Raw genomic sequence first — 18,156 nt, forward strand, 5'->3', positions numbered from 1 at the left:
GATAATAATCATGGATTTCAAAGCACTATTCGACAAGCTTAAGCGATCATCTAGTGGTGGTCGCTCCTGCTTTTTGGTTATTCAGCCAGACGCCGTTTATTTATCATCTTCAATCAAAAGTAGTCGTCCATACCAATTTGATATTTCTGAGTCCAATTGGGAAAAAGCCGTTGAGCAAGCATTGAGCGTTGCAGCGAGTGCGTATGATTCATTAACGGTTGTTCTTTCTCATAACTATTACCAGATGTACCAAATCGACAAACCGGTCATGCCGCGTCAAGAATGGCCAGCCGCATTACCGTTTTTGTTGAAAGAACTGATCTCTGAGCGCGCCATCGACATTATTGCCGATGCGGTCGAGTTACCGAATTCAACCAAAGTGCAAGCATACGTCTTATCGCGAAAAATATTGGATAAGATTGTGTTACTGGCCAGCCGAGCCCAGTTACCATTAGAAGCCATTCTTCCTGAAGACGATATTTGGGGAGAGACTGCGGGTGAACTAGGAAACTTCCTATTATTACAACGCAGTGTGCGTGGTCATTTCCGTATAAGCGCTTTTGTTGAAAATACTATTGCGTTCCACCGCTCTATTCGCAGTGTGACGCCACCGTTAACGGGGGTTCCGTCTAGCGATTTACAGATGGACAGTCTGTCGTTAGAACTGCAACGTTCGATTGACTATCTTTCATCTCAGTTACGCCACGTGCAATTACATCAATTGAAAGTGTGCTGTGATGAAGAGGATGAGAGCGAGCTTGTTCAGGCTCTGAACTATCGTTTAAGTACTAAGGTTTCACCGTTATTACCACCAGAACATGAGCTATCAGGACATGTTTTGGCTGACACTGCGGCTACTTCAAATACTCGACGCGTCAACTTATATCCCGATTACTTAAAGCCGAAAAAAGAGCTCCTGACGCTAAAAAATATCGCGTTATCTTGGGGCGTTGCGGCGGCTGCAATTCTATTTTCTTACGGTTATGTCACTTGGCAGAGCAGCGGTTTGGAAGATGAGATTGCTATTGTAAAAAGTAAAGGCGATATCATGAAGTCAGAGCTTGAACGTTATCAAGTCAAGCTACGTAAGCATCAACCTGACAATAATAAGCTGGCAGCTAAAGCCCGCTTAGAGCGTGAAGTCAAGGCGAAGCGAGACTCGCTTAAAGCTGTCGGGAAATACGATGACTCGCAACGCACGGGTTACTCTGGCGTGATGCAATCATTAGCGAAGCTAGGAAACCAAGAAATTTCTTTGTCCGAAATTCGAATCAATACCCATACCTTAGACCTGAAGGGACTAGCGAAAAAACCGAGCTCAGTGCCAAATTGGGTCAGCCAATTTAAAAATGAAATTAGCTTGGTTGGCCGAACGTTTGACGACGTCAAAATAGGTCGAAATGATAAGGATATTGTGACGTTTGAACTAAAAACGCGCGAGGATAAAGAGAAATGAACGAATTCTGGCTCTCATTAGAAGGGCGCTTTGGCGAAATGAGTACGCGTGAAAAAGTGCTCACTGCATTGTGCGGTTTAGTTGTCGTGATCATGTTGCTCTTTACGCTGGTATTGGAGCCAAAGCTTAACGAGATCATCAGTAATGAGAGGCAACTAAGTAATTTAAAGCAAGCCAATCAAAAGATTGAAATCGATACGCTACGTATTCAGGCGCAACTTAAGAAAGATCCAAATGCTGAGATTGATCGCGCGATATCTAATCTGTTAGCTGAGAGTCAGCATCTTTCGATGCAATTAGCGGAGATCATCGAGCATCTTATTACACCTTCGCAAATGGCTGAGCTGCTTGAAAATGTGTTGGAGCAGCAAAGTGGCATTCACCTTTTATCTCTGCAAACCTTGCCATCTGAGCCAATAACGGAAGATAAAGAAGCATCGCAATACTCTGGTTACTACGTGCATCCTGTTCGTATGGAACTGACTGGTGACTATTTTTCTATTGCTAATTATCTGAATAAATTGGAGAGCCTTCCTGCGAGTTATTACTGGCGCAGCTTTAGTTATAAAGTCGAAGAGTACCCGAAAGCGAAGCTTGTGTTAGAAGTCTACACACTAGGATCTAGAGAGGAGTTTATTGGTGGTTAACAAACTCATCATCTCATTGCTTGTTATGGCAGCGGCAGGAACCGCTTGGGCAAACCAAGACCCAACGGCCCCACTTGGTTGGGAAAAACCAGCGGTTGAAACGTCAGCGAAACCAAAAGTTAAACGGTATCGACTGCCTAAGCTCAACAGTATTGTGTGTAAGCCAAGTACTGATTGTATCGCGATTATGGATAACAAACTTGTCGAAAAAGGCGAGCTATTTAAGGGTTATCGCGTCGCGAGCATTAATAGTGAATTTGTAACTTTAAAGCGTGGTAACCGTCAGTGGGACCTAGAGCTTTTTGATTTAAACGTAAAACAATAATAACCAGAGCCCGATCAGATATGCGCAAATTAGTTGTAGGAATAACGATTGCTTCTTTAATGGGATGTTCAATGGGTCATCGGAATCCAGTGGAAGTTAAAGAAGCGCTCAATGAATCGATCAATCAAGCGAACAGCCGCACATTGGAAGAAATCCCTTCTTCTGTTGAGGCAGACTTGATGCCAAATTTAGACTCGAACGTTGCATCAGAGCAAGGCACCTCGAAGCGTTTTCGTATTCAAGCGAATGCGGTCGATGCAAGAAGCTTTTTCGCTTCGTTGGTGAAAGGCACAGAGTACAGTGTGGCGATTCACCCATCGGTACAAGGTAATATCACTGTCAACTTGTCAGATGTGACATTGGATGAAGTTCTGAATGTCGTACAGAATATGTATGGCTATGACGTGGTGAAGTCTGGCAAAGTAATTCAAATCTACCCAGCAGGTATGCGTACTGTGACCATTCCAGTCGATTACCTGCAGTTCAAGCGTTCTGGTCGCTCATTAACCAGCATTGTTACGGGCTCTGTAACCTCGGCTGGTACGTCTAATTCTGGTGGTAGCTCAGACAGTTCTGACTCGTCAGACTCTAACAATGGAAACAACAACGATAGCTCAACCACATCTACGGGTGGTACACGCATCGAAACCATCACTGAAAGTGACTTCTGGCCTATGCTGCAGCAAGCCGTTGCGAATCTAATTGGTTCAGGCAAAGGGCAAAGTGTGGTTGTAACGCCACAAGCAGGAGTTATTACGGTTCGAGCATTTCCAGATGATATTCGCGAAGTACGCGAGTTCTTAGGTGTATCGCAGGAGCGCATGCAGCGCCAGGTCATTCTTGAAGCTAAAATCCTAGAAGTGACGTTGAATGATGGCTACCAACAAGGCATCAACTGGTCAAACTTATCGGCATCAATTGGTAACTCGGGTAGTATCGTAGTCAACCGCCCTGCGTCGACATTACCACCATTGGATGCGATTGGCACGCTATTGGGCGGTCAAACTAACGTGACTATTTCGGATGGTAACTTCAATGCTGTATTGAGCTTCATGTCTACGCAAGGTGACTTGAACGTCCTTTCGAGCCCTCGTATTACCGCTGCCAACAACCAAAAATCTGTTATCAAAGTGGGTACCGATGAGTACTTTGTTACCGAGCTATCGAGCAATGCAGGCAACGGTGAAAACTCAAATGCGGTTCCTGAAGTGGAACTGACGCCATTCTTCTCGGGTATTTCCCTTGATGTGACTCCGCAAATTGATAACAAAGGCAATGTGTTCCTGCATGTTCACCCCGCAGTTATTGAAGTCACGGAAGAAGTGAAGCAATTGAACTTGGGCGGAGATTTCCAAAACATCCAACTGCCATTAGCGAAAAGCTCTATTCGTGAATCAGACTCGGTTATTCGTGCTAAAGATGGCGATGTTGTGGTTATCGGCGGGTTGATGAAACAGCAAAATCGTGAGCTTGTTTCTAAAGTCCCATTTTTGGGCGATGTACCAGCACTGGGGCATTTGTTCCGCAACGTGAATAACGTAACTGAGAAAACAGAATTGGTCATCTTGCTAAAACCGACCGTAGTTGGCGTGAACTCTTGGCAGAAAGAGCTAGAGCGCTCTCGTGATCTGCTGCAAGAGTGGTTCCCAGATGCGCAATAAGCGCTGGGAAAGGTTCTGTTTTTTAATAGGTTTGTGATTCGAGTATGTACTTGTCCCACTTTGGATTCCGAGTTCAGCCTTTTTCGTTAACCCCAAATACAGAAATGTTCTTGGGGTTAGTCCCTCACTATGAGGCGATCCAAACCATCCTAGCTGCCGTGCAAATGGGAGAAGGGGTGATTAAGGTGACGGGAGAAGTCGGCACTGGAAAAACCATGGTATGCCGTAAGCTGATCGAGCAGATTGAATCTGAAGTTGAGCTTATTTACTTACCCAATCCAGTGTTGAATGGGGAACAGTTGCAGTTTGCTGTCGCCAGAGAGTTAGGTATCGAGAACGATGATCCGCTGCGCATCGTTTCCCTCATTCAAGAGCACTTGATTCAAGTACATGCCTTGGGAAAGAAAACCGTCTTGATCGTTGATGAAGCGCAAGCTCTTTCCCCACAAGCTTTAGAAACATTGCGTCTATTTGGCAACCTAGAAACGGAACAAGATAAGCTCATTCAATTGGTGTTATTCGGACAACCTGAGTTGGATGAAAGATTGGCTAACCATGAGCTAAGGCAGTTTCGTCAACGCATTACGTTTAGCTGCCAGTTACGTCCTCTCTCTATCGATGAAGGCGTGGCTTACATCAATAATCGTTTAGATAAAGCAGGCAATGGGGCGCACATTTTTTCTATTGAACAGAAAAAAGCGATTTGGCGTTCATCCATGGGGATTCCGCGCTTGATAAACCAAATTAGCCACAAGTCGTTGCTTGCTGCATTTAATGAGCGTTGCACACTATTGAAAAATCATCACGTTTACGCCGCTATGCACGATACGTTTGATGCCCGTAAACCTAAGTTTAAAACACCCGTATTTTGGGGATGGAGTCAACCTTGAGTGCCATCAATAAAGCATTATCAGAACTTGCTGAAAAAACATCGCCGTCAGAGCTTACTCGTGCGGAGATTCCAAGAGTCTCACGCAGTAAACCTTGGCTTTGGCTTGTCGCCGGTTTTTCGTTAAGCCTTGCGGTTGGTAGCTGGGCGGTCTCTCGCGGTCCTGTCCCTTCAGGCGAGCTATCACAGTTTCAAACCGACGCTATGCCACTGTCGTCTGTGAATGTCTCACCAATTGTTTCATCGGAGCGCACTCACTCGCCAACGAGTAAAATGACGCCCGATACAACTCATGTGGTTTACACCAAACCAGCCACGCAGCCAGTAGCGCAACAGCCTCACATGCAAGAGACTGATAGGTTCACGCCAAGATCTGAGATAAATACCGCCTCTGAAGAGGCAGTTTTACTCGCGCAGTTAGCAACGATGCCGAGCGAGGAACAATACGATCCCGTAACCCACACGACATCAGAAAACAGCTCAATGCGTATTGAGCAGGTTGAGCTTACACATCGTCAGCTTTCTCTTAAGGCAGTTAGTCGAGCGGAAAAAGCACTCGATGCTAACGATATGCAAACGGCGTTATCGGCTTATGCCGAGGCGTTGCGTTATGAGCCAATGAATGCAGACACGCGTCAAAAGCTATCAGCGTTGTACTTTGGTAAAGGTGACACGCGTAAAGCATATGAGATTATTCAAGAAGGTATCAACCTAGATACGAACAACCAAGTACTTCGCTTGGCCTTGTCTAAGTTGTTAGTGAAAGCTAATCAACCTGAAGCGGCGCTGAGCCCGCTTGTTCATTTGCCTCCAGTACCAAGTCGAGATTACTTGGCGATGCGTGCGGCATTGGCACAAAAACACAAGCAAAATGACATTGCGCTTGAGAGCTATCAACTCCTAACTCAGCGTGAGCCGGAAAACGCGCGCTGGTGGTTAGGTTTGGCTATTCAACAAGAGCGCGCCCTGGCTTTTACTGCCGCGATCAACTCTTACAACCAAGCTCTGGGTAAAGTTGGCATTTCGAATCAATCGCAAGCATTTATCCGTGACCGTTTGAGCATCTTGAAAGAGTTGGAGAGCGCACAATGAAAATTCAGTTGAGAAAACGCTTGGGCGATCTTCTGGTTGAGGAAGGTATCGTCTCTGAAGAACAAATCCAGCAAGCACTAAACGCACAACGCAGTACCGGGCAGAAGCTAGGGGATGCGTTAATTGACCTTGGCTTTATTACCGAAAAGCAAATGTTGGACTTCTTGTCTCAGCAGCTTGGTTTGCCACTGATCGATCTTGGTCGTGCACCTGTGGATGCCGAAGCCGTGCAGATTTTACCTGAGGTACACGCACGTCGCTTACGTGCGATGGTCGTTGCTCGAAATGGGGACACACTGCGCGTTGCTATGAGTGACCCTGCGGACTTGTTCATCCAAGAATCATTGATGAACTTGTTAGGTCAATACAACCTTGAGTTCATTGTTGCTTCAGAGCGTCAGCTTATTTCAAGCTTTGACCGTTATTACCGCCGTACTAAAGAGATCGCCTCCTTTGCTGAACAGCTGCATGAAGAGCATAAAGATGTACAAAGCTTTGATTACGGTATTGATGAAGCCGATAGTGAAGAGGTTACCGTTGTAAAGCTGGTTAATTCCATGTTTGAAGATGCGGTACAGGTTGGAGCTTCGGATATTCATATTGAGCCAGACGATCAAGTGTTGCGTTTGCGCCAGCGTATTGATGGCGTATTGCATGAAACGCTCTTAAATGAAGTGAATATTGCATCGGCTTTGGTTCTTCGACTGAAGTTGATGGCACACCTAGATATTTCTGAAAAGCGCTTGCCGCAAGATGGCCGATTCAATATCAAAGTTCGTGGCCAATCAATTGATATTCGTATGTCGACGTTACCAACGCAGTACGGAGAATCTGTAGTAATGCGTCTGCTTAACCAGTCCGCTGGTTTGCGTCCGTTAGAAGAGTCGGGCTTGCCGCCAGACTTGCTTGCTCGCTTACGTCGACAGTTGGCGCGTCCGCATGGCATGATTTTGGTTACCGGGCCGACAGGTTCCGGTAAAACCACCACGCTTTACGGCGCATTGAGTGAGCTCAACGAGCCTGGGAAAAAGATCATTACAGCAGAGGACCCGGTTGAATATCGTCTGCCTCGCATCACTCAGGTACAGGTTAACAGCAAGATCGATCTAACTTTCTCGCGTGTTCTTAGAACCTTTTTACGTCAAGACCCAGACATCATTCTTGTTGGTGAGATGCGTGACCAAGAGACGGTAGAAATTGGTCTGCGAGCTGCACTAACGGGTCACTTAGTATTGAGCACTCTCCACACCAACGATGCTGTCGACAGTGCGTTACGTATGATCGACATGGGTGCGCCGGGTTACTTGGTTGCTAGTGCAGTCAGAGCTGTGGTGGCGCAGCGTCTTGTGCGCCGAGTTTGCCCCGATTGTAAAACAGAAGACCACTTAGATGAGTCTCGCCAGCAGTGGTTAGCTGGGCGTTTCCCAAATCAAGTTAGCACCATTTTTTATAAAGGCGCAGGTTGCCAAAACTGTAATTTGACTGGTTATCGAGGCCGAATCGGTGTGTTTGAAATGCTCGAACTTGAGCAAGAGATGATGGATAAGTTGCGCGCTAATGATGCGGTTGGCTTTGCGCAAGCCGCGCGCCGCTCAGAAAACTATAAGCCACTGCTTGCTTCTGCAATGGAACTGGCGCTACAAGGCACCGTCAGTTTGGACGAAGTGATGACCCTAGGTGAGGGCGATGCTTCTGGTAAGACTGATCCCATTTTCATATAGGTAAGTGAATGCCAACTTTTCGTTATCAAGGCCGCACGCTAGACGGCTCATCAACTAACGGCAAAATCGAAGCAGTGAACTCTGAAGCTGCAGCGGAAGCATTGATGAATAAAGGGGTCATCCCGCTCAATGTACGTTTAGAGAAAGAGTCGGCAAAAAGCCAAGTGAGCTTATCTAAGCTGTTTGTGCCTGCTATTCCGTTGGAAGTAATTATTCTTTTCTCTCGCCAGTTGTTTAGTTTGACTAAAGCTGGCGTACCTTTGCTGCGCTCTATGCGTGGCTTGTTGCAAAATTGCGAAAACAAACAGCTCAAAGAGGCGCTAGAAGATGTCGTTTCTGAACTGAGTAATGGCCGAGGTTTGTCTTCTGCGATGCAGCAACACAGTAAAGTATTCAGCCCTCTGTTCGTTTCTATGATCAACGTCGGTGAGAATACGGGTCGGCTTGACCAAGCGCTATTGCAACTGGCGAATTACTACGAACAGGAACTTGAGACTCGCAAACGCATTAAAGCGGCGATGCGTTATCCAACGTTTGTCATTATCTTTATCACCATCGCCATGTTTGTATTGAATATCTTGGTGATCCCTGAGTTTGCATCGATGTTCACGCGCTTTGGGGTTGAGCTACCATTGCCGACGCGTATTTTGATCGCGACTTCTAATTTCTTTGTTAATTATTGGGTGTTGCTGGTTGTAGCAATGATTGGCGCGTTTACGGTGTTCAGAGCGTGGGTGGCGACGGCTGATGGTCGGGAGAAGTTCGATAAGTTTCGGCTTCGGCTGCCAATTGTAGGCGATATCGTTAATCGTGCGCAGCTTTCTCGTTTTGCTAGAACCTTCTCGTTGATGCTGAAATCAGGCGTTCCACTTAACCAGTCTTTAGCTTTAGCCGGGGAAGCCCTGGGGAACCGCTTTTTAGAAAATCGAATTCTTGAGATGAAATCCGCGATTGAAGCGGGTAGCACCATCTCAGTGACTGCTATCAACAGTAAAATCTTTACCCCTTTGGTGATTCAGATGATTGCAGTAGGGGAAGAAACCGGTCGTATTGATGAGCTGCTGCTAGAAGTGTCGGATTTTTACGATCGAGAAGTCGATTACGATCTAAAAACACTAACCGCAAGAATAGAACCGCTACTTTTGGTGATTGTCGCCGGCATGGTCATGGTGCTAGCACTGGGTATCTTCCTGCCAATGTGGGGAATGCTAGACATCATCAAAGGCGGCTAATAGGTGGTTGAAAATCAAAGTCGGGCGACGCTAATCGTTTTTGGGGTAATTGCTACCATCATTGCTGTTGGCTTGGCGGTCAAATTACGTCCTGTTACCGAGCAGGCGCAAGTGACCGGAGCGAAGTTGGCGAGAGTTTGGATGCAAGATAGTGTTCAGCGTTATCGTCAAGCTTGGTTAGTACAAGGCGAGCCAAAACATATGCTGATGGATGGTTTTAACCTTACCATGACTGAGGGCGGGCTAGTGTCTCCCTTTACTCAACAAGGTGTTTTAGATTGTGGTTATTGGCTAGCGGTGCATTACCCCCAACGTAAAATAATGACCAACAAGTTAATAGATATCAGTGGAGCCATCAAAACTGATCGTTATGTCTGTCAATACACTTATGAAAATGGTCGGTCGATTGTAGTTATCTCAACTGCTAATCAACTGAAAATAGACGTCGAAATGTCGGCAGAGTGAATTTTTTGACACCTAATCACTATAATTGGTAATGAAAGTCGGTATAATGCAATCATTACCATAAGTAACAGGCTGTAATAGTGGGTAAACAATAATGTGTTTTTCTCATTGCAGCATGAACTGAATAATGGCGAATCGTCATTCTGCTCAAGCGGTAGATACAGTATCCACTTCACGGTCAGTTTTAGTGAACGTTGCTGCCCCAAACCGTTTTGACAATATCCAAAATGGTCGCGTGACCTAAACAAAACTTTGCAGTTGTACTGCATGCTTACATAGAGAGAGTAAACAATGAAAAGACAAGGTGGTTTCACCCTTATCGAATTGGTAGTGGTAATTGTAATCCTAGGTATTCTAGCGGTAACTGCAGCACCACGTTTCCTTAACCTACAAGATGATGCTCGTAACTCTGCGCTTGAAGGTCTAAAAGGCGCGATGGCTGGGGCTGCTGGCATTACTTACGGTAAAGCTGCAATTGATGGTAAAGAAGCTCTATCTTCTGCTGCTCTTACAATTAAGTCGACTGACGATCTAGCAATCGCATACGGCTACCCTAAAGCAACTTCTTCAGCTCTATCTCTAGTTGTAGAAGGCTTGGCTGATGATTGGAAAGTGATTAGTGGTGGTACAGGCTCATCAATCACATACGGTTACGAAGGCTACACCAAGTGTTACGTAACTTACACCCAAGCAGATGCTGACGATGCAGCTAAAGCTGAAGTTGTTGGCTCATGTAAAAACTGATAGTTCGACAACAAAGGCCAGCTAGTCTGGCCTTTATCTCTTTATTTTGATTAATTTCGGAATAGTTCATATGCGTAAATCATCAGGTCTTAGTGCAATTGAGTTTGTGGTTGTACTGATTATCTTAGGTGTGATCGGTTATGTGGTATTACCAAGATTTATCAGCTTTGAACCAGAAACTTACGAAGCGAAGTGGGAGCAAACCAAGCAGACCGCTGAGCACGTTTCTGAGACGCTAAGCAACAAAGAAACTTACGATCGAATTGAAGAAGAGATTAGTCGTTCAAAAAGGCAAAATAACTAGATATTGGTTATTTGTTCGTCTGTTCACACTTCGAATCGAAAAATTATAAACCTATCATTAATCTCATAATTTCATCGTATACTTATCTCGCTTGTTCTAAGCCTAAGGTTGGGGTATGAAAATTCGCAGCTCTGCATTAGGGGTCACGTTAATGGAGTTAATCCTAGTGATTGTTCTCCTCTCCATCCTTTCACTTTTTGCAGCCAGCCGTTTTATGGGCTCTGGCAGTTTTTCTGCATATGCATTACAAGAACGTGTGATTTCTGTGATTCGCCAAGTGCAGGTGAATCGTATGCAGTCGAATGTTGAGAAAACTGATGATAACTTTCGTTTGCAAGTTTCTAGCTCATGTGTTGGTTCAGTTGCTGCCTGCGCATTAATAGGTAGTGCACAAGATGCCCGTAGTGACGTGGTTATCGATAAGTCCGCAAAGTTTTCCGTTATCAGCGGTGCCGCAAATACAATTAATTTTAACCTTCTCGGCAATCCTGTAAGTGGTGCTGTAAACATCTTAATTGAAGATAAACATGGTCGAAGCCGCTGCCAAGTTGAAATTAATACTCAAGGCTATGTTTCTAAAGGTACATGCTCATGAAGAAATCTAGTGGCATGACGTTAATAGAAATGATCATCGCGATTGTTTTAATGGGCATTGCGATGGTGGCGTTTACTTCTTTTCTTGTCCCTCAAATTCGAGATTCCGCCATCCCTCATTATCAAACCCGCGCTGCCGCATTAGGCCAAGGTTTTATGTCACAGATATTGGCGCGAGGCTTCGATGAAAACAGCGACTTTGATGGTGGTTTAGTACGCTGTAGTGAGACTGTCCTTGGTGGTAAGGATTGTTCCACAAGTCTTGGGGCAGATAGCGGTGAATCAAACCCAGCTAGTTTTAATGATGTCGATGACTATATCGGTTGCTGGTATACACAAGGTACAAAGGCCAGCTGTAACTCTACGCCGTTATACGAGCTGAGTAACGTTCTTGGCACGTCTATGGCAAATGATTACAAGAACTTTCGAGTTGAAGTGAAAGTGCAATACGTTGAATCAGATGGAACGGGTGTCAATAATCCTTCACAGGAAGATATCACGCCTTATAAACGAGTCACTATGACTATTTACGCCGGACAAACACAGCCTTTAACACTGTCTGCGATAAGGGGAAATTACTAATGAAAAATTGTGGTTTCACTTTAATAGAAATGGTCATCACTATTGTGATTAGTAGTTTTATCATGCTCGGAATTGCTGGTTATTTGCAGTTAGGAGCAAAGGGCTATGCTGATACTATTGATAGGCAGAGACTACAAACTCAGGCGCAATTCGTTATTGAGAAAATATCTCGAGAGATTCGTCATGCGGTGCCGAATAGCTTTTTTATTGATGAGAGTGAAAAAAACTGCCTGATTTTTATGCCTATAGAGCACTCTGGTTTTTATGCGATTTCTGGTAATGATATACAGTTTGTGGTGGGTTTTTTTGGTAATAATGCTCCCGAATTTGATAGTGGCTTGAAAATGGTGATTAACCCAACACGGTTAAGTGATTTAACCTCATCCACTCATAGTGTTGATGTCGGAGCCCTTTCTCCAGATTCGAATAAATCATACAAGATCATTAACGGCGCTAGTTCAGTAACTAGTCGCTCCGTTTCTAATCGACACTATCTCTATGATCCATCTAAGTCAGTGAAATATTGCTTTGTAGGCACACAGATACAGCGTTACGGCGAAATAATTGCCGACAATCTTATTTATGTTGATGATCAATCTCAGAGTTATTTCAAATATGACGATACATCGCTTCATCGAGGCGGGCTCGTGCATCTGAGGTTCGTGTTTGAACAGTCCGGTGAAAGTAGTGTGTACCAACAAGATGTGCAGGTGCTGAATGTTCCATAATAAGCAAAAAGGCAATGTGTTAATTGTGACGCTCTTTGTCATTATCGTAATGGGGTATTTGGCTGCGTCACTAATGAAAGTGACTTGGTCTAATCAAAGTGGTTTAACGCGTGAGTTTTTGGGTACAAAGGCATGGTTTACTGCTCAATCGAGTAATGACTGGGTGTTAACTCAGTTTTTCCCTTTAAGTAGTTCCGCTGCTGTTAAAACTCGTTGCGATGATATTGAAGCTAAAAGAGTTAAGCCTGACAGTGACTTGTTTGATAAAGCATGCAAAGTTACAACGATCGAATGTCAGGAGGCAGGTAAGCTACCAGGTGACTTTCCTGGTAAAGAAGTGGAGCTATATGTGGTTAAAAGTGTGGCTGTTTGTGGTTCTGGAGTGTCTAAAGTTCAACGACAGCAAGAAGTTTGGGTGAGGGAGTAAGATAATGAAAAAAATAATAATATCGTTACTTGCGGTAGCTCTTTTCCTTTTTTCGTCAATCAGTTTTGCTGCAGTAAATAACAACCCTCAGTTTGAATTTGGCACCATCCCTGCTGAAAATTGTAAGGTATTGAATAATGAGCGTGGTGTTACATGTGATATCGAGTTTCAGAACACCTACGATGAAGAGCCGCTTGTCTTTGTGATGTCGACGATTGATGCGTCAATGTCTAACTTCGCGGATAAGAGGACGGAGTATCCTTCAAATTTACGTATATGGTCAAAGTCCAAAACTCAGGCCACAGTAAAGCAGTTGTTTCCGCCACACAGCGCGGCATGTAAGCGATTGAAGCAAAACAATAACGGGAAGTGGCGATGCACGGACAACAATAATCAAGGTGAGAGGGTGACTTTCGTTGATGCTCCCATGGAAGACATAGACTACCTCGTTATCGAACCTGGTGTTATCAAGTTTGATGGGGATGCCATGATTGTTGCAGGTAAGGTAAGCTCCGACCTTACTTATTCGAATATTGGCGGTACAACCTACAAAAGTAAAAATGTGCTATTTAGGGACTTTGGTCTAAATACTTCTTTTGCGTCTGCCCCTGGCGTCTTAGTTCAATTACAAACTAAGAATAACTACATTAATGGGCAACCTTTGTGGCTGAGTTCAATTGCACTTAATCCTACAGTGCAAGGCTTCTCATTGATTTTAGATCGTTCAGAAGTTACGAAGAATGCTGTGCTAGCTAAATCTGAGGACGTAGCTTTTGTTGCTGGTCTCGGGCAAGGCTTTGTTAATGGTCGTAAGTTCTGGTTAGGGGATGGCTCTACACGAAATACGTTGGGAGCATTGGACGACAACGTCATTAAACCAATTACAGAGGGTTGCTTACAAGTGAGTAATTTTCCTGTTTCTGGCTTTAAGTCTGCACCTGTATTACTTGCGTCTAAAAGAACGCGTAATGGTAACAATGGTGGTTGGCTACGTCGCTGCTCAGTGACAAAAACAGGTGTAGCTCTTATCAATGAAGAAGATATGCAGAGAGACTCGGAACGTGGTCATGTTGTCGAACCATTCTCCTACTTCCTTTTCGATAAACCTCCAGTTGATGGGGTTTGTGAACTTTTCCCTTCGCCAGCTCAAACATGGTCTAGCAACACAAATGCTTTGTTACAGATGAGCAATAGAACCAAAATAACGGGAGCTCAACTCAGTAATGGCAAGAGGTATGTTGGTTTTTCTCCAAGCTCGATTGATATAAGAAATGAAGCAAGCTGTGATGGGCAAAGTTGTTTGGGTGATTCCGGGTTAATGGTTACAAAACAAGAGCTCGAGAGCTTTAGGAGTCCGGATGACCCTAACTTGAATAATGTCAATGTTTGGGAGAGTGAGCGTGAATTTTCGAATAATGAAGTTATTGGAAACCTTTCAGTCGGTAAAGGCACAGTAACTTTTAAAACGGGTACTTACTGGGTTGCCAGCATCGACATTAATAATGGTGGTGTGATTTCGATACCTGCTGGTGAAAAAGTTACTATTCATATCAAAAAGCTTTCGATGAGCGGTAAGAAGGAAGACGGTAAGAAAAGTTGGTTTAAAGAAGAGAATACCACGACTAAATCTGGAGAACTTGTCGTTCTTGTTCACGGTAGTCAAGATTCTAATGTTCTACTAAGTGAAGATAGTGAGTTTGTCGGTCTGCTATATAGCGAGTCAGATGTTAAAGTGGATAATAACAGTATCGTCCGTGGTGCGGTAACTGCGCGTCAAATCTATATGACAGAGGATGCGCAAATTATAGCGACCGACAACCACTGTTTTACGCCTTCTGACAACTATGAAGTAACGCTATTTCCAGCAACACAATATGCGCTGATGTGCGGGACAGAGCAACCTAGCTTTGAAATAGAAACCAAGAATGATGGCTATGCGGAAAGTACAGGGGTTACTGTGCAGGTTTATCCTGATGCCGATAAGTTCTCTGTAGAAGTCGCTGATAGCACTGGTACAGGCACTTACCCAAGCTTTACTACAAGCAATGTGTCTTCGAAGCTTGGTAAGTTGAAGCTACAAGTTACCGTTACAGATCAAAATGGTATTGAGCTTAATGACGAATATACGTTAAAGGTTACGGTGGACAATGATCCATCAAAAACGCAGACGTCTACCTTCAAATTTGTACCATTCAAGTTTGACATAGATGACCAAGCAATCGTAGCTGGTAAAAATTATCAAATAGAAACAAGAGTATTAGCTTGTAGCGATGGCCAGCAAACGGTAGTGAAAAGTTACACGGGCTCACCAAGTGTTCAGTTGGAAATCGAAACACCAGCTGACGGGCGCAGTGACGCGAGCTTATTAACATATGAGCCTAAATTTATTGACTCAGAGCAAGGTAAGACATCTGATACCTTTAAGCTAATGGAGTCGGGCTTGTACACAATCAAACTCGAAGATGCGAATTTCACGTGTGATCCTCAGTACTCAGATGGGTGTCCAATCGCTCCGGATGAAGAGAAAGGTGAGCAAGAATCAGTGGTTCTCAATGGCTCATTCAGCGTTAAGTCTCGACCATGGAAAATTGCCGCATGTAATATTGTGGCGAAAAATGGTGGAAAAGCTAACCCTGAGACACAAGCTACTGGTGATGGCTTTATTGCCTCTGCTGAAAGCTTTAATGTGACCTATAAACCAGTCGTTCATAGCGACTCACGTGGTAATGCTACCAATGTTTGTGAATACCCACTGACACAAAACTATTTCTCTGATTCAAATACGGCTGCACCACTTGATGCTGAGTTTTCTGTCTTGTATCCATTGGGTGGTGAGATCGCCAACTTAGACCCAAGTAAAGGTTCAAGCTTAGACTTTAGTTCGGAAGAAGCTAAAACGGGTAAAACAGTTGAATATGTTTGGGGTGAAGTTGGCGCTTTAAACCTTAAAACTAAAGCAACGTATTTGGGAGAGAAACTAGATGAATATGACGTCACAGTTGGTCGTTTCTATCCTGATTATTTTAAAGTAACAGGAACCGAGTGGACTTATCCTGATAATCAGAATGACTCCGTTTATATGGGGCAAAACTTTGCGTCAGTTAAGTTTGAAGTCACTGCGTACAACGCTGATGGGTATGCTACGCAGAACTATGGTAGTTTTGCTGATTCTTTGAAAGCAGACTTGCACTTAGCTGGAAGCTTTTCTGACCGACTTAGTATCTTGGACTCTGATCTAACCAGTAAAAACTGGTCTGGTGCGATTTGGAGTAAAACCTGGGTTAATTCTGTTGATTGGAGCAAAGCTGTTAATTTAGATGGTCCATTTAACTCCAAAGTATCAACAGATAGTTCTACTGAGTCATCAATTGCGTTGTCTCTCAATAATACAGCGAGTACGAAGACAGCACATATTGACCCAACTCTATTTCTGACAGAAGGTCATGATGGCAAACAATCTCGTACCGTAGAGCAACAACTGTTATCTCAACCTGATGTTAGGTATGGGCGTATGGTTTTAGATGATATTGGCGGAAGACAAGGGGATACACTCAGCATTCCTCTTAAAGTTGAGTACTGGAATAAGAACCGATTTGTCGTCAATTCTAAGGACAACCGAACGGCCGTTTCTGCTGTAGAGCAAGGCGATGATAAACTGATTTGGAGCAGTCCAGATGGTGTTACTGCCTGTGATATCGATATTCAAGTTCTTGATTCAGCAGACAGTGAAACATCCAGTGCTAAAGTTACCGGGGGCATATTACCAAATGCAAATAGAGAGCGTTTAACCGCTGTACAAGGTTGTGATAATGAAGTTCGACAGCAATCACAAGTTTGGTTAGATCTTGATGATTCAAAAAATGGCTTACCTTGGCTCAAGTACAACTGGGACAATAAGAAAGCTGGTGAAGAAAACCCATCCTCCGTCGTCACCTTTGGTATTCACCGTGGTAATGACCGTGTGATTTACCGTGGTGAGCCAGGGTTAACCGGACAGTAACAACTTAGGTTTTTGCCCTTAAGTTAGGAAACTGCAAGAAATTGAGGCTTTCTGCTCATGTTTGTGTACCAATACCTTGCTGTGACAGCGAGGCATTGGTACATTTAGAGCAATTTTTGTCTTCTATATTTTTGCAGGATGAGCGAAGAGTATGTTTAAGAAACTTCGTGGCATGTTTTCTAACGATCTATCTATCGATTTAGGTACAGCCAACACTCTAATTTACGTAAAAGGGCAAGGAATTGTCCTTGATGAACCTTCTGTAGTTGCTATTCGTCAAGATCGTGTAGGTTCTGCAAAAAGCGTTGCTGCAGTCGGTCACGCAGCAAAACAGATGCTTGGTCGTACACCTGGCAACATTTCCGCTATCCGCCCAATGAAAGACGGCGTAATTGCTGATTTCTATGTAACCGAAAAAATGCTTCAGCACTTTATCAAGCAAGTGCACGATAACAGCATCCTAAAGCCAAGCCCACGTGTTCTTGTTTGTGTTCCTTGTGGTTCTACCCAAGTTGAGCGTCGCGCAATTCGTGAATCAGCACTTGGTGCTGGTGCGCGTGAAGTTTACCTAATCGACGAGCCAATGGCGGCGGCAATTGGTGCTGGTTTACGTGTATCTGAGCCGACAGGTTCAATGGTGGTCGATATCGGTGGTGGTACAACTGAAGTTGCCGTTATCTCTCTAAACGGTGTGGTTTACTCATCGTCTGTACGTATCGGTGGTGACCGCTTTGATGAAGCTGTGATCAACTACGTACGTCGTAACTACGGCAGCTTGATTGGTGAAGCAACGGCTGAAAAGATCAAACACGAAATCGGTTCTGCTTACCCAGGTGATGAAGTTCAAGAGATTGAAGTTCGCGGTCGTAACCTTGCAGAGGGTGTGCCACGAAGCTTTAGCTTGAACTCAAACGAGATCCTAGAAGCGCTTCAAGAGCCGCTATCTGGCATCGTATCAGCAGTCATGGTTGCACTAGAACAGTGTCCACCAGAGCTTGCTTCAGACATTTCTGAAAACGGTATGGTACTAACAGGTGGTGGTGCACTACTTAAAGACCTAGACCGTCTACTAATGGAAGAAACTGGTATTCCTGTGGTTATCGCGGAAGATCCACTAACGTGTGTTGCGCGTGGTGGCGGTAAAGCACTAGAAATGATCGACATGCACGGTGGCGATCTGTTCTCTGAAGAATAAAGGTTTAGGTGAAGCTCATGTCGGGCTTCACCTTCATTTCTGCTCTCTCTGTAATTCAAACATGCTCCATACCTAAAAGTATTTAGTTAAGTAT

The 18,156-nt window shown here is 44.3% G+C and carries 17 protein-coding genes; all 17 read left to right on the forward strand.

Annotated elements, in window-relative coordinates:
- Positions 1–10: 10 nt before the first annotated feature.
- The 17 genes from R8N46_RS19570 (at position 11) to R8N46_RS19650 (ending at position 18,062) form a co-directional block, all read left to right on the forward strand.
- The gene (locus R8N46_RS19570) at positions 11–1,456 is read left to right on the forward strand and encodes an MSHA biogenesis protein MshI (protein WP_167415479.1); all 1,446 of its coding nucleotides are present in this window, start codon (positions 11–13) and stop codon (positions 1,454–1,456) included.
- Complete coding sequence (gene gspM / locus R8N46_RS19575) at positions 1,453–2,103, forward strand: type II secretion system protein GspM (RefSeq protein ID WP_005381197.1); 651 nt, start codon at positions 1,453–1,455, stop codon at positions 2,101–2,103. Before R8N46_RS19570 ends, gspM begins: the two co-directional genes overlap by 4 nt.
- Entirely contained in the window at positions 2,096–2,428 is a 333-nt protein-coding gene (locus R8N46_RS19580; protein ID WP_005381196.1) for a hypothetical protein, read from the forward strand. The genes gspM and R8N46_RS19580 overlap by 8 nt, the downstream gene beginning before the upstream one ends.
- A gap of 20 nt (positions 2,429–2,448) precedes the next feature.
- Positions 2,449–4,089 carry a pilus (MSHA type) biogenesis protein MshL gene (gene mshL, locus R8N46_RS19585; protein ID WP_005388471.1) on the forward strand — a complete coding sequence of 547 codons (1,641 nt, stop codon included), beginning with the start codon at positions 2,449–2,451 and terminating at the stop codon, positions 4,087–4,089.
- 44 nt (positions 4,090–4,133) lie between these two features.
- Positions 4,134–4,979 carry an ExeA family protein gene (locus tag R8N46_RS19590; RefSeq protein ID WP_033907419.1) on the forward strand — a complete coding sequence of 282 codons (846 nt, stop codon included), beginning with the start codon at positions 4,134–4,136 and terminating at the stop codon, positions 4,977–4,979.
- A complete protein-coding gene (locus R8N46_RS19595) occupies positions 4,976–6,070 on the forward strand; it encodes a tetratricopeptide repeat protein (protein WP_213972532.1) in 1,095 nt (364 codons plus the stop codon). The genes R8N46_RS19590 and R8N46_RS19595 overlap by 4 nt, the downstream gene beginning before the upstream one ends.
- Positions 6,067–7,791, forward strand: a complete 1,725-nt coding sequence (locus R8N46_RS19600) for a GspE/PulE family protein (protein WP_005381188.1) — start codon at positions 6,067–6,069, stop codon at positions 7,789–7,791. Before R8N46_RS19595 ends, R8N46_RS19600 begins: the two co-directional genes overlap by 4 nt.
- Before the next feature lie 8 nt (positions 7,792–7,799).
- On the forward strand, positions 7,800–9,023 hold the full coding sequence (locus R8N46_RS19605; protein ID WP_005381186.1) for a type II secretion system F family protein: 1,224 nt from the start codon (positions 7,800–7,802) through the stop codon (positions 9,021–9,023).
- Positions 9,024–9,026: 3 nt separating this feature from the next.
- Positions 9,027–9,488, forward strand: coding sequence for an MSHA biogenesis protein MshF (locus R8N46_RS19610; protein ID WP_205461585.1), 462 nt, complete (start codon positions 9,027–9,029; stop codon positions 9,486–9,488).
- A 291-nt stretch (positions 9,489–9,779) separates the two neighbouring features.
- The gene (locus tag R8N46_RS19615) at positions 9,780–10,232 is read left to right on the forward strand and encodes a type II secretion system protein (RefSeq protein ID WP_205461584.1); all 453 of its coding nucleotides are present in this window, start codon (positions 9,780–9,782) and stop codon (positions 10,230–10,232) included.
- Between the two features lie 70 nt (positions 10,233–10,302).
- Positions 10,303–10,536: a type II secretion system protein gene (locus R8N46_RS19620; protein WP_205461583.1), complete on the forward strand. Its 234-nt coding sequence runs from the start codon at positions 10,303–10,305 to the stop codon at positions 10,534–10,536.
- A 115-nt stretch (positions 10,537–10,651) separates the two neighbouring features.
- A complete protein-coding gene (locus R8N46_RS19625) occupies positions 10,652–11,131 on the forward strand; it encodes a type II secretion system protein (RefSeq protein ID WP_205461582.1) in 480 nt (159 codons plus the stop codon).
- Complete coding sequence (locus R8N46_RS19630) at positions 11,128–11,712, forward strand: prepilin-type N-terminal cleavage/methylation domain-containing protein (protein WP_017636196.1); 585 nt, start codon at positions 11,128–11,130, stop codon at positions 11,710–11,712. The genes R8N46_RS19625 and R8N46_RS19630 overlap by 4 nt, the downstream gene beginning before the upstream one ends.
- A complete protein-coding gene (locus R8N46_RS19635; protein ID WP_213972533.1) occupies positions 11,712–12,440 on the forward strand; it encodes a PilW family protein in 729 nt (242 codons plus the stop codon). Before R8N46_RS19630 ends, R8N46_RS19635 begins: the two co-directional genes overlap by 1 nt.
- The gene (locus R8N46_RS19640) at positions 12,430–12,867 is read left to right on the forward strand and encodes an MSHA biogenesis protein MshP (RefSeq protein ID WP_042523492.1); all 438 of its coding nucleotides are present in this window, start codon (positions 12,430–12,432) and stop codon (positions 12,865–12,867) included. The genes R8N46_RS19635 and R8N46_RS19640 overlap by 11 nt, the downstream gene beginning before the upstream one ends.
- 4 nt (positions 12,868–12,871) lie before the next feature.
- A complete protein-coding gene (locus R8N46_RS19645; protein ID WP_318098502.1) occupies positions 12,872–16,867 on the forward strand; it encodes a DUF6701 domain-containing protein in 3,996 nt (1,331 codons plus the stop codon).
- Between the two features lie 151 nt (positions 16,868–17,018).
- Entirely contained in the window at positions 17,019–18,062 is a 1,044-nt protein-coding gene (locus tag R8N46_RS19650; RefSeq protein WP_005381144.1) for a rod shape-determining protein, read from the forward strand.
- Positions 18,063–18,156 lie beyond the last annotated feature (94 nt).

It is taken from the genome of Vibrio sp. 1874, assembly GCF_033344395.1.
In the GTDB taxonomy this organism is placed as follows: domain Bacteria; phylum Pseudomonadota; class Gammaproteobacteria; order Enterobacterales; family Vibrionaceae; genus Vibrio; species Vibrio alginolyticus.